The organism is Methanosarcina barkeri MS, from assembly GCF_000970025.1.
Taxonomy (GTDB): Archaea; Halobacteriota; Methanosarcinia; order Methanosarcinales; family Methanosarcinaceae; genus Methanosarcina; species Methanosarcina barkeri.
In genome coordinates, this window is sequence record NZ_CP009528.1 from 1,347,999 (window position 1) to 1,360,565 (window position 12,567).

The window sequence follows — 12,567 nt, forward strand, 5'->3', positions numbered from 1 at the left end:
ATAACCCGAGTTTCAAATCCGTTCCCACGCGGAGTAGGGCCTTATTACTCAGGTTTGCGATCAGGACATTTATATCGGTAAGCAATTCTGGGCATAAGAGATAAAAAGGGTGCTCAAATATACCGCACACTCTATTGTTAACCATTTCTGCTGCTTAGTCAATGAATTCAGTTATATAGTTTACTGTTTATGATCCTACAAAAAAACTTTAGGGTACAGCATCTGCTTATTCCTTCTTGCTTTCATGTTTGGTCTGCTTGGAGATATGCATATCCGGAATACGGATTATATTCCCTCTTCCTTTTTTGAATTTCTCAATTAGACCGCGTTCCTCAAGGTCCGAGAGCATAAGACTGACTTTTGACTCCGAGTAGGGGGATTTTTTTCGCAGTTCTCTCTGGGTGATTCGGTTTCCACTAGCTCGTATCATTTCTAGAAGTTCTTTGAGATCCTCAGGAAGATTGAGCTTTGAATGTTCCTTAATTTCTAAATTCGATTTATTAGGTTCATTCTCATAGACAGGAGAACTCGAGATATTCTGAGCCTCTTCTGTAAGCCTGTTCTGCTGTATATATTTGTCATTGGATGTTCCTTCGGATTTTTCAGCAAACTGCTCAGAGCTCAGTTCCGAAGTTTCAATAATGTTCTTGGAGGAATCGATTTCGACTTCTTCAGAATATATTTCATTCTTTATGGGGCACTTCGGTAGATATGGTTCTTGGCATTCTTCAGGAAAAGAAGTCCTTGCCGATTTTTGATGCTTCTTTCCTAAAAGGTAGGCTGCCAGTAGCAGGGCTAGCAGCAGGACTATAAGAACCAGGAAGGCAGGAGCTAAAACGGCATAGTTAGAGTTTGCCTGAGGTACGGGCTCTGTCTCTTCATAATCCAGATAAGGGGCTTCAAAGTTATCCTGGTCCAGAAGCTCTTCATGAGAAGGCGGGAAAAGGAGGAGATCATGTATATACTCTCCTTCGCCTGAGATCTCAACTTTTTCCTGAGCTATATAAACTATCTTATTTCCTTCAAGATAGCTGGCATTTATTGTATAGATTCCGGGGGTGAGGTTGAAAGAGTACTCCGAATCCGTTGCAATAACGTTCTGTTCCGGGGTAGAATTGATTTCTACAACTGAGTTATTAAGAGGCTTGAAAGTATCCCACTCATAAACTGTCCCGTGAATTGTGGCCGCGATTGCATTTCCCTGAGAGACCATAATGAGAAAGAAAATAAGTGAGAAACTGCATAGCTTTCTAAAATTCACGAAATGTTAAATGGGTTTTTAGCATAAATCTTTTACTTTTCTTTGTAAAGAGAGAGTAAAAATAATGCAGGCCTATTAAAGCTTTGTAAAGGAGTCAAGGAATGTATCAAGCTTGAAAGCCTATATATGTCTGTTAATAAGATAAATTCCGAAAAGAATAATTATATAGGACTTACGCAGTTAAAATGCCGAAAACTTGATATCTTTATAAATATACTTATGGCTTAGTGTTTCTCTAAAAACGTACGGAGTTATGGACATAAATCCACCTAAGTGTACCGACATTGACTACATTAATTTTCTCATTGCGGCTTCTAACGTTTTTAGCTGTACTGAAGCTGCTAGATGTTATCCAGACATAGCTAATGCTCCTTCTCATGATGCTTTTACTCGTTGCCTTCAAAGGCAACCTCCAGACACGGAAGCACTATGGGAGGAAGTAAAAAGTTATGTCAAGCTTAAGGGAGGATACCTAATTGTTGATGATTCAACATTAGATAAACCATACGCAGAAGAAATTGCTTTTGTTCGTCGTATGTGGAGTGGAAAACATCATCGTACTGTAAAGGGAATAGGCCTGGTTACCTTAGTTTGGACTGACGGTACAACCGTTATACCTATCGATTTTCGAATTTATAACATCGATGTAGACGACAAAACAAAGAATGACCATTTCCGTGATATGCTTGACAAGGCCGAAGAACGTGGTTTTAATCCCAAATTCGTTTTATTTGATACATGGTATGCAAGTGTGAAAAACCTTAAAGCCATTAGACAGAAAGAGTGGCATTTCCTTACAAGATTGAAAAATAATCGTTTGGTAAATCCTGACAACAAGGGAAATGTGCCACTTGAAACAGTAGATATTCCTCCAAAAGGACGTGTGGTTCACCTCAAAGCATATGGATTTGTAAAGGTGTTTAGGATAGTTTCAAAAAATGGAGACACGCAACACTGGGTTACAGATGTGCAAGAGATGGATGAAGCAAAACGTGAAGATTTGGCAAAGAAGTCATGGAAAATTGAGGAATATCATAGGGGAATAAAACAGTTCTGTGGTGTCGAAAAATGTCAGGCAAGAAAGGAAGAATCACAAAGAGCACATATAATGTTCTCATTAAGAGCTTTTCTTAGACTGGAATTACAAAGAATCAAAAGTGGAATATCCTGGTTTGAAAGTGCTATGAAAATTAGAAGAGTGGCAGTGACAGAATACTTAAGGAATCCCCAATACACGTTAAATTAATTCAAATATTTGAAAGTTTGGAAAAAACAATATGCTAGGAGCCAACTGCGTAACTCCTATTATATTTACTTGATCATTCTAACGTTATACTAAGTTATAAAGGGAGGCAGTCAGATGAAAAAGTCAAGAATTGTTCAAGATCTGGCTTGTTTTACGATTATATTAACCTTGCTCAGTTTACTGCCAGGAGGCTCCCTCGCTGCCAGAAACTCTTCTGATCATGGAGACGGCAATCAGAACCAGTATATTGGAGATACCCTCGTTTCATACAATGAAACTGACAATGTGAATGAGAAAAACAGTTCTGAATCCGATGTGAAACAAGAACAGAAGAATCTCAGCATAAAAAACCAAAATAATGTTTCAGATTACAAGCAGGAAAGAAAACAATTAGAGGAAGAACTTCAGCTTCATAAGCAAGAGTACAATGAAGCAAAAGAAGATTTTCTCAAAATAAAGGATCGTATTCGGTCAAAAGAACTTGACCCGAACTCCGAAGAAGCTCTAAATGCCACAAAGTTCTATCTTAATGCAAGTATTAACTATATGATATCTCACCTTTCAATTGTAGAGAGCAATATGGAATACTCAAACGGGAACAGAACTGATGAAAAAGTTCTTGCTATAGATGAAAATATAAAATTGCTTGAAGTTGAAAAGGCAAACGTTGCAAACGCATCAAGCCAGAAAGAGCTTCTGGTCGTTGTCAGGTCCGTACGCGAAGTATGGAATGATGCCGAGAAAGTCAGCCTTTCAAGCGCAGGGCAGACTGTAAGCGAGAAAATCGGAGAATTTCTTGAAAAATCCGAAAATCTCTCTGAAAGGCTTGGAGTAAGAGTTGAGGGTCTAAGAGAAAATGGTGTTGATACATCTGAACTTGAAATTAAACTTGCCAGTTACATTTCTTACATTAAATCCGCGCAGGAAAAGAAAGTAATGGCAGATTCCTTATACAGTGGTGAGAATGTAACCCTAGTAGATATGCGAACTGCGAATAATTACCTCCGTCAGTCTCTCAATGATATCAGTAAAGCTAACAAGTTACTCAGAGAAATTTTTGGCAAGCTCAAAGATTATGAAACCGAAGAGGATAATGGAACTGAGGCTAGAAACCTAACAAAACTTAGGGATTAAGGGATAACGGAACTGAGGCTAGAAACCTAACAAAACTAGGGAAAAAAGGATAATGGAACTGAGGCTAGAAACCTAACAAAATTTAGGTAAAGCAACCTGAAAAACTCTAATCAGTACTGAAAAATATAGCAGATATAGTTAATATTTAAATATAATGCCATTAGTATTGTAAATGTAACACCGTTAATTTTAACTGTAACATAATTAATACCGAATAGAATATGTTTAATTTTAAATTTGGAATGATTAATAACCAAATATAATACCTTTAGTTATAAAGGTACTAACTTTAGTTATAGATATGATCTTTTCAGTTATAAACATATTACTTTTAGTACCATATGTAACACAATAAATAGTTAAGAGATTAAGTAGTATTCCCCCAAAAGAATTACGATTTCTAATAAAAGGGAAAAATCTAGTCAGGGGATGAGACTGGAAAATTTATTGAAAGAAAAATCACATAATTAAGGAGGTAGAAAATGGTTAAATTCGTTCACCTGCTTGTACTGTCAGCTTTAATTATCTGGCTTGCAGCATCCGGTTGTGTTGGGAACAGTACGTCTGAAATAGAGAAGACAGGAGTAAACTCAAACGCAGTCGGGGCAGGGAATGCGGTACCAACTACAGAAATGGAAATGGAACTTACGCAAGCAGATATCCAAGAGGTTGATTCCAATATGGAAGATCTCGAAGACTTGCTTAAGGAGGCAAGCCCTGAAGAAGATATAGAAATTGAAGAGTTGTGAAATAGAAAAAAAGAAGTGAAAATATGCTAAAAACCGTTTTCACTTGAAAAATATCTTTTCTTTGTTTTTGAGTATTTGAATTTCTTCTTCCAGTGTTTCTATTCTGGACTCAAGTTCATGCATATCTTTTTTAGTAAAAATGTCGGTTTTTGATATAGATTCCTGAATCTTCTCAGAGATTTTCTTCTCAAGATCAAGCTTCTGTTTTTTTCGTTCTTCAAGCATATCTTGGACAGCTTTTTTGCCTTCTTCCTTACTGATGTCCCCTTTATCAACAAGTTCCTTTACAAGATCATCTATCTTATCTTCGGTTATTGCCCAGAGGCCGGCTCCTATAAGCCCAAGTTTTCTGATGGATTCCCTCATGTATAAACACTCGCTTTTAAATTATCGATCTGGAAAAAGCTCACATGAAATAATTCTACATGAAAATAGTTAACTGATATGATCTCCAGGGATGTATTAAAAATTCCCCCTAGGAAGTAGGTAATGTATGGCTTTGTTTGAGATGTCTTGTGCGATCTACTTTCTATGACAATTTTCTATTCTGATCTGCACTATGTAATAGTTTTAGGTTTCGATCTACTTCATATGAAAGTTTTCTGTTCTTACATTATTTGTCTGTGTTTTATATAAATGTTTTCTGAGTATAGTTATCAGGCTTCTGACTTTATGTGATCTGGGCTCGAGTTCTCTTCAGATTAATATTTTTAAAATGACCGGGTTATCATTAAGGAAACTATGTATCAGGAAACTATGTATCGAGGTTTTTTCTTAATTTATTTACACTTGTATCCAGTCAAAACACCGAAAACAGGCACGATCAAACGCCGTTGCTTCTGTGTGTTTAACGTTAACAAATTACTTAGCCAAATGAAAATATATAAATATATTAATTGATAATGTCGTTTGGGGGTAATTCTATGGCAGAAACTTTAAAAGTCTCACCAAGTATATGCGCATATCCTGACGACAAATACGAAAACCTTGAAATTGAAGTAGTTCTTCCTGGAGTGGATAAAAAAGACATTTCTTTTAAGATTACCGAGGACGGCTTTTACGTAAGAGCCAATAAGGAAGGGGTTGAGTATGCGGACAGTTACGCAGTCTGTTGCCCGATAGTCCCGGAAAAAGCAGTAGCCAAGTATTCAAATGGTGTACTTAAAGTTACAGTACCTTATCAGCAGCCATTTGAGAACGCGGTGGATGTAAAAATCGAGTAAGGCAAGAGCCTATCCCAAAACCTTGACTTTGGAATAATCACTCTAATTTCTAACGTGAAAATAGTATAGATTTGGGAATAAAATTGGTTTTGGGATGAGCTCCAATTTAAACTCGCACTTACTATATATTTTTATAATTGATTTTTTTCAACTGCGTAAGCCCAGAAATATAATGTTCAGTTTCATAAAAAAAGAGGTTTTTAAATGGAAAAAATGACAGAACAGAATCTTATCAACGCATTCGGAGGAGAAAGCCAGGCACATATGAGATATTTACATTTCGGAAACCAGGCTGAAAAAGAAAAATACTATAATGTAGCCCGCTTATTTCGCGCAATTGCTCATGCAGAATATGTACATGCAGGAGACCATTACCGTGAGTTAAGACATCTCAATGGAGGATTTGTTGCAAATAGCATGGCAACTTTTGGTCCTGGCGATTCCTTAAAGAATCTTAAGCTGGCCATTGATGGCGAAACATACGAGATTGAAGAAATGTATCCTGCATACATTGAAGTTGCAAAATCCCAGGGAGAAAAAAGAGCACAAAGAAGCTTTGAATGGTCATATGCCAGTGAAAAAATGCATAAACAACTTTTTGAAAGGGCATTAGACTCGGTTAACTCAGGAAAAGATATTGATCTCGGTCCTGTCCAGGTTTGCGAAGTATGCGGATATACCTTTGAAGGAGAAGCACCCGACAGATGTCCTATTTGTGGTGCTCCAATGAACAAATTTACTGCATTTAAATGAATAATTATTCTGACACCTTCCCTTATCTACAAACAGGCAAATTTCTATCCTTTAGGTCCAGACTATTTCCTATAAGCTAAATCTGGGCTAATTTTTTTACTAAAAATCCCTCTTTCATTAGTAAAAAATTTGTGAGAATGACTCTCTTTACAAGCCAGTTTCACGAACATTCCCCAAGCCCTCACTACCAGAAGAAATCACTCTGGAATTTTATTGTTTTTCTCCTTGCTTTCAAACCAGTCTGCAATTCTGGGCCAGAGAGACAGTGAAATTATCATGGAGATCACAAAAACAAAAATTGAGCCTGCAGCCATGTCTACATGGGTGTAGGCAATTTCTCCTCTTGAGATATTGGTCAAAAGAGCCCCGGAAAGGAAAATAATATCAAGCACTATCGAAGTGGCAAGACTTAGCAGAAGTACTACTTTTGGCCTGTTATCTGCAGAACCGAATGTTACCATATAAATCTCCTCTATTAAATTCTCTACTGTTAATTTTACGCTATTTGCCCCGTTTATTTAAGCTTGCTTCTTTTCATTAACAGGGAATTGGTGGTCACTGAAACCGAACTTAGAGCCATGAAAGCAGCAGCAAGTGCGGGTGTAATTAGGACCCTACCAAAGAAGGGATAAAGAATTCCAGCTGCGATGGGAATACCGATCGAATTATACCCGAAAGCCCATAGCAGGTTCTGCTTGATCTTGTTTATGGTAAGCCGGCTCAGCTTAATAGCTACGACCACATCTCTTGGATCATTTTTGATAAGCACAATTTTTGCGGATTCCATTGCTACATCCGTACCTGCTCCCATTGCAATTCCAACATCGGACTGAATCAACGCAGGAGCATCATTAATGCCGTCACCCACCATTCCGACAAGCTTGCCCTCTTCCTGAAGCTTCTTAATTTCATTTGCTTTGTCTTCGGGAAGTACCTCTGCCAGCACTCTTGAAATACCTACCTCTTTTGCTATTGCATTGGCTGTAACAACATTGTCGCCTGTGATCATAACTACTTCTAGACCCATTTTGTTAAGAGTTTCAATAGCCTCCCTGGAGTTTTCCTTCAGGGTATCAGCAACTGCAACAAGGCCAATAATTTCGTCCCCGAAAGCTACGAGCATTGCAGTTTTTCCGCTCTCTTCAAAAGCTCGCATTTCAGCTTCTAATTCTTTAAAGGAAAATCCTTCTTCTTCCATAAGTTTGCGAGTGCCGAGCAAAATTCTTTTTTCTTCAAAGTAGGTTTCCACTCCTTTTCCGGGAATTGAATGAAAGCTTTCTGCTTTTCCTGGACTGATCCCCTGTTCTTCAGCCCCTTTTACTATAGCTTCCCCAAGGGGATGCTCGGAACCTCTCTCAGCCGTTGCTGCAATAAAAAGTACGTCCTTTTTCTCGTGACCGGGAACGGAAACCAAATCTGTCAGCCTCGGAGTACCTGCCGTAAGTGTGCCTGTTTTGTCAAAAACGATAGCATCAAGTTTATGCGCTCTTTCGAGAGCCTCTCCACCTTTTATAAGAACCCCGTTTTCCGCACCTCTGCCGGTACCGACCATAATAGCGGCAGGCGTTGCAAGCCCGACTGCACATGGGCACGAGATTACAAGGACAGTAATGGCTATAAGCAGGGAAAATAGAAATGGGCTGATTCCACCCAGAGTTGCGGATTCCCCTACTCCATAGCGCCAGTACCCTATGAAGAACCAGAAGAAAAAAGCTAGAAGTGCAATAATGTGCACGGTTACTATGAAGTTTCCGGCAACAACATCTGCAACTCTCTGGATAGGAGCTTTTGTAGTTTGCGCAGTCTCAACAAGCCTGATTATCTGGGCAAGGGCAGTATCAGCCCCTACTTTTGTAGCTCGAAAATTGAAAGATCCTGTCTTGTTAAGAGTAGCTCCTATAACAGTATCACCAGTGACTTTCTCCACTGGGATGCTTTCTCCTGTTAGCATGGACTCATCTACTGCAGAACTTCCCTCAACTATAATTCCATCAACAGGGATTTTTTCTCCGGGCCGTACGACAACAATGTCTCCAACTGCTACATCTTCGATAGGGACTTCCTTTTCAATACCGTTTACAAGGATTCTGGAAGTTTTTGCCCTGAGGCCCATCAGTTTTCTAATTGCTTCAGAGGTCTGACCCCTTGCCCTTGCTTCAAGATACCTGCCAAGGACAATGAAAATGATTAGAAAAGCTACGGTATCATAATATAGACTATTATACCCGGGGCCAAGATCAAGAAATGTTGCTGCTACACTGATAAGATAAGCTGATCCTGTCCCCGCTGCAATCAGCAGGTTCATGTCAGTTACGCCGTACTTAAATCCTTTGAAAGTCCCGACAAAAAATTGTCTGCCAGGGAAAAGGAGGACAAGAGTAGATAGTATAAAAAGAACGATAGGGTTGGAAAGGAAATCAGGTACAAAGGACAGGAAAGGAAACATCATGCTCATGTTTCCCAGCCCTATTGGAATTCCCAGAACAAGAGCAATTATCAGGTTATTTCTCTGCTTCCTGATTTCAGCGTCTCTGGATATCTGCTCTCTGTCTTCATACTCAACAGCCTCGGTTTTAACAAATGCTCCATAGCCAATTCCCTGAACTGCGGCAATTATTTCTCTGACAGAGACACGGGAGGAATCAAACTCTACAATTGCCTTTTCAAGCGGGAAATTCACAGATGCTGAAATCACGCCTTCAGTTCTATTAAGGACTTTCTCGATATTTGCAGCACAGGAGGCACAGCTCATGCCCTCAAGATTCAGAGTCACTGTGTCTTTTTCTACCTTATATCCAATAGATTCGATGGTTTCCCCAATTTCTTTTGGAGAGATTAGTGAGGGATCAAAACTAACATTTGCCTTTCCAAGTTCAAGGTTGACAACTACTGAGTCTACGCCTGCTTTTTTCTTCAGTACTCTCTCAATATTTGAGGCACAGGCTGAACAGGTCATACCGGAAACCCCTAGTGTAATTTCTTTTCGACCGGTTTTCAGGCCTGAGGTTTGAGGTTCCTCTTCTACCAGTTCACAGGTTTCGGTCAGGGGACAGGTTTGAGGAGCCTCTTTAGGTTCCTCTGATTCCTCTAAAGCCGGTTCCGCAGTTTTTGAAGTCTCTCCTTTGGTCTCTGTTGTGTAGGGAACCTCTGTCCCAGCCTCTTCCTGAGCTTCACTTTCATGTTCTGTTGGATATCCTGCCTTCCGAATAGCTGCCTTTATGTCATCCAGGCTTATTTTTTCAGGATCAAAGCTAACCGTTGCACTTTCGGATTCAAGGTTTACGTCAACGGATTCTACCCCTTCAAGAGAAGAAATTGCATCTGCTACTCTTTTTTGGCAGTGACCACATGTCATGTCGTAAACATTTATAGTAACTTCCATAGGATCTGCCGCCTATCCAGATTTTTCAGGACTGCCCGGCGTTTAAAAGATTCTTCCGAGCTTTTCTACAGTTTTATATTTAGTTTTAAGCAAAGTAATTTGTATGAAATACGCATCAGTTATCCGGCTGTCATAGGCTACACTTATAGTTCTTTCAGAAATATTGGCATATTTACTCTGAAAATCCCTAGAGGTATCCTGCCTTGCGATCTTATCCTTGGAGCCTATCCCAAAAGCCATTTCGTTCTTAATCATCAAGAATTTTCAGGACTGTTTTCATGATCAGAAACTTGATTGATTGTTCGGAATACAGGATTCAGAGAAGCAATTTTGAGTTTTGGGATCAGCTCTGTAGTAACTGCATGAAGGTTTAGTCTAGTATAAATGCAGTCTTTCCTGTACGTTTACCCCCAAAGCACAATTACGTTTTTCAAACAGGTGCTTCACATATATGTAAAAGCTTGTACCTTTTAGTATAACTTTTTGGTATAATAACCTTTGAGACCGGTAAGAGATATTACTGAGATATTACTTACGCAAGAATATCACATTAGATAGGTTCATATCCGGCTTCCCTGACCGCATCTTTGACCTTTTCGAGGTTTTCCTTCCCTTCTTCAAAATCAACAGTTACCTGTTTGGTCTGAAGGTTTACGTCCGCCTTCTGTACACCTTCTACAGCTTCGACTGCTTTTTTAACTCTCATTTGACAGTGCATACAGGACATGCCTTCAACTTTTATGGTTTCTTGAGTCATGGTTTCAATCTCCAATTATAAATTTAAAATGTTATTATCTAAAATCAAGCTGTTAAACTTAGAGCTTCCAAGTATTAAATTCATATGTATAATTATGCAAAGATTATACAAATCACAATACTCAAGCCGTATCATTATGGTTTCAATATTGATCCTTTGGTCAGTGTGCTTAAATTTAAGCGCATAATTGGATATTTTAGCTATTAGCTATTTTAGCTATTAGCTATTTTAGCTATTAATAAATCAATGTACCTGAGAACATTGTTTTTTCAGTTAAACTGTGCAGTACTGGCTGAGAAAACAATAATTGAGATTACAATAATATTAGACTCTCATTAGACTCTCAGCAGTTAAAAACACGAGTTTAGATTACAACATTATCTGTGCTTGATTTTACACCTTAAGTACATAAGTTCTGGTTGTTTAAAAGGTAAAAATTTTTGTCTTTGTAGAAAGCCTACTTGAACCAACTCCCCTGGAGTCGAAAACAAACAAAAATACATCATACTATTTGGCATGAAATTACGGAACAAAACTGGCTTCCAATGTTCCTTTTGAGTTCCTGCTCCTTACCAAATTTAAGCCTTTTATGGCAATTCACTGATGTTTAGCGATGGTTCGAAAAGCCATAGTTAGGACAACTTTACTACCGGGGTAATGATGAGATCAATAGTCAAAAAGGGTAAAGTAGAGTACTTTCATTTGTTTGTGCCTGTTATTTGAATAATTTAGTGTGCGTTTAGCTCAAGTTGATGAAATAGCATGTGTGTTTAGTTCAAGTTAATTAATAATTAGTATAGAGGAACACTTACAAAGTCAAAAATTCAGATTAACACAGGCTGTTTCCTGAGTTTTCTACTTCACTCCATTCTGCAGTTCCAGTCATAGGGAATGATATCATTGTCAATAGGATTTACTCGTCTTTCATCCACGTCTTCGGGATTGTAAAATAGGGAAGGCATCCCTATAACCACAGATATATCATTTCCTACGTTTTTTGTACCATGGAATATTCCCGGGGGGATGTAAATAGTACGGGGATATTTTTCGCCCATAAAAATTTCATTAAGAACTTTGTAAGTGGGAGAATCTGCCCTATAATCGTATAATGCAACTTTTACCATTCCAGTAGCACAAAACAGATGGTCTTCTTGTTTTGAATGGAGATGCCAACCTTTGATCATTCCAGGATATGAATATGATGCAATTATCTGCTTGATATTTTGTGCTTTCAGATCTTCATCGTCTAAACGTATGACCTCGGTTAATAAACCTCTTTCATCGCTGAACAATTTCATATCCCTTATAAAAACTCCTTCAATAAGTTTTTCACCGTAAAATCCTGGAATTTTTTGAACTCGTGGCTTTTCGAGTTCATTAAAATCTTCTATACTCATTACTTGCATTCTTGACCCTCTTCTTTTTTATATATCCTTTCGAGAGGATCTTTACCGTTCTTGAACATAGCTCCATAAGGCTCAAATTTACCGATATCGTTGACAGTACAGAAATGCATACCATCGTCTGACCCTGTCATCATTAATGGTTTAGCTTTTTCTACGTCCCAGGAGCCATTTTCTTTGTTGTAGGCACTATCTTTCATCTCAAGATACACTACTTTTCCAATAATCAATGCGTAAGGAAAGCCATTGTATACTTCATCAATTATGTGGTCCAGTTTGCATTCCATCCATGCATAGCATCCTTCAATTCCTGGAGCCTTGATCTTTTTTGAAGGTTTTTCCTTTAGACCGGCTAATTCGAATTCATCAACATCGGGAGGGACGTGTGAAGCCGTTGGTATCACTTTATCTGCCATATCAGTACCAGGCATGTTAATAACGAATTCCCCTGTGCTTTTTAAATTATCTAATGTATCTCTCCTTTTTGCTGAAGCTACACAAACTAAATCAAATGGGCGTAAAACAGGCATAAAGCAAGAATATGGAGCTATATTTCTAATTCCATTTTCACTGATCGTTGATATGAATGCCACTGGCAAGGGTACTATTGATTCTCTTTTGAAATTTTCCAATATCATATTACCACTACTCTATTTACA

General features: G+C 38.4%; 13 protein-coding genes. 5 read left to right on the forward strand and 8 right to left on the reverse strand.

Annotated elements, in window-relative coordinates; translation table 11 throughout:
* Positions 1 to 226: 226 nt before the first annotated feature.
* Positions 227 to 1,213 (reverse strand): helix-turn-helix transcriptional regulator, encoded by a 987-nt coding sequence (locus MSBRM_RS05480; RefSeq protein ID WP_230629238.1) that lies wholly within the window; start codon positions 1,211 to 1,213, stop codon positions 227 to 229.
* A 301-nt stretch (positions 1,214 to 1,514) separates the two neighbouring features.
* Here MSBRM_RS05480 and MSBRM_RS05485 point away from each other — a divergent pair, with 301 nt between their 5' ends.
* The 3 genes from MSBRM_RS05485 (at position 1,515) to MSBRM_RS05495 (ending at position 4,390) form a co-directional block, all read left to right on the forward strand.
* The gene (locus MSBRM_RS05485; protein ID WP_048155834.1) at positions 1,515 to 2,507 is read left to right on the forward strand and encodes an IS701 family transposase; all 993 of its coding nucleotides are present in this window, start codon (positions 1,515 to 1,517) and stop codon (positions 2,505 to 2,507) included.
* Between the two features lie 114 nt (positions 2,508 to 2,621).
* Entirely contained in the window at positions 2,622 to 3,641 is a 1,020-nt protein-coding gene (locus MSBRM_RS05490; RefSeq protein WP_048119132.1) for a hypothetical protein, read from the forward strand.
* A 482-nt stretch (positions 3,642 to 4,123) separates the two neighbouring features.
* Positions 4,124 to 4,390 (forward strand): hypothetical protein, encoded by a 267-nt coding sequence (locus MSBRM_RS05495; protein ID WP_048119129.1) that lies wholly within the window; start codon positions 4,124 to 4,126, stop codon positions 4,388 to 4,390.
* 39 nt (positions 4,391 to 4,429) lie between these two features.
* Here the strand turns inward: MSBRM_RS05495 and MSBRM_RS05500 are convergent, their stop codons facing one another.
* Positions 4,430 to 4,756 carry a phasin family protein gene (locus tag MSBRM_RS05500; RefSeq protein WP_048119126.1) on the reverse strand — a complete coding sequence of 109 codons (327 nt, stop codon included), beginning with the start codon at positions 4,754 to 4,756 and terminating at the stop codon, positions 4,430 to 4,432.
* 557 nt (positions 4,757 to 5,313) lie between these two features.
* Between MSBRM_RS05500 and MSBRM_RS05505 the strand changes: the two genes are divergently transcribed.
* Positions 5,314 to 5,613, forward strand: a complete 300-nt coding sequence (locus MSBRM_RS05505) for an Hsp20/alpha crystallin family protein (protein WP_048119124.1) — start codon at positions 5,314 to 5,316, stop codon at positions 5,611 to 5,613.
* Between the two features lie 204 nt (positions 5,614 to 5,817).
* Positions 5,818 to 6,366 (forward strand): rubrerythrin family protein, encoded by a 549-nt coding sequence (locus MSBRM_RS05510; RefSeq protein WP_048119122.1) that lies wholly within the window; start codon positions 5,818 to 5,820, stop codon positions 6,364 to 6,366.
* A 197-nt stretch (positions 6,367 to 6,563) separates the two neighbouring features.
* Here MSBRM_RS05510 and MSBRM_RS05515 read toward each other — a convergent pair whose 3' ends face one another.
* The 6 genes from MSBRM_RS05515 to MSBRM_RS05540 form a co-directional block, all read right to left on the reverse strand.
* On the reverse strand, positions 6,564 to 6,827 hold the full coding sequence (locus MSBRM_RS05515) for a hypothetical protein (protein WP_048119120.1): 264 nt from the start codon (positions 6,825 to 6,827) through the stop codon (positions 6,564 to 6,566).
* Positions 6,828 to 6,880: 53 nt separating this feature from the next.
* Positions 6,881 to 9,748 (reverse strand): heavy metal translocating P-type ATPase, encoded by a 2,868-nt coding sequence (locus MSBRM_RS05520; protein ID WP_048154949.1) that lies wholly within the window; start codon positions 9,746 to 9,748, stop codon positions 6,881 to 6,883.
* A gap of 42 nt (positions 9,749 to 9,790) precedes the next feature.
* Positions 9,791 to 10,003 (reverse strand): hypothetical protein, encoded by a 213-nt coding sequence (locus MSBRM_RS05525; RefSeq protein ID WP_048119116.1) that lies wholly within the window; start codon positions 10,001 to 10,003, stop codon positions 9,791 to 9,793.
* Between the two features lie 295 nt (positions 10,004 to 10,298).
* Complete coding sequence (locus MSBRM_RS05530) at positions 10,299 to 10,505, reverse strand: heavy-metal-associated domain-containing protein (protein ID WP_048119113.1); 207 nt, start codon at positions 10,503 to 10,505, stop codon at positions 10,299 to 10,301.
* An 860-nt stretch (positions 10,506 to 11,365) separates the two neighbouring features.
* Positions 11,366 to 11,911: a dTDP-4-dehydrorhamnose 3,5-epimerase family protein gene (locus MSBRM_RS05535; RefSeq protein WP_048119109.1), complete on the reverse strand. Its 546-nt coding sequence runs from the start codon at positions 11,909 to 11,911 to the stop codon at positions 11,366 to 11,368.
* Positions 11,902 to 12,546, reverse strand: coding sequence for a flavin reductase family protein (locus MSBRM_RS05540; protein ID WP_048119107.1), 645 nt, complete (start codon positions 12,544 to 12,546; stop codon positions 11,902 to 11,904). Before MSBRM_RS05540 ends, MSBRM_RS05535 begins: the two co-directional genes overlap by 10 nt.
* Between the last annotated feature and the right edge of the window lie 21 nt (positions 12,547 to 12,567).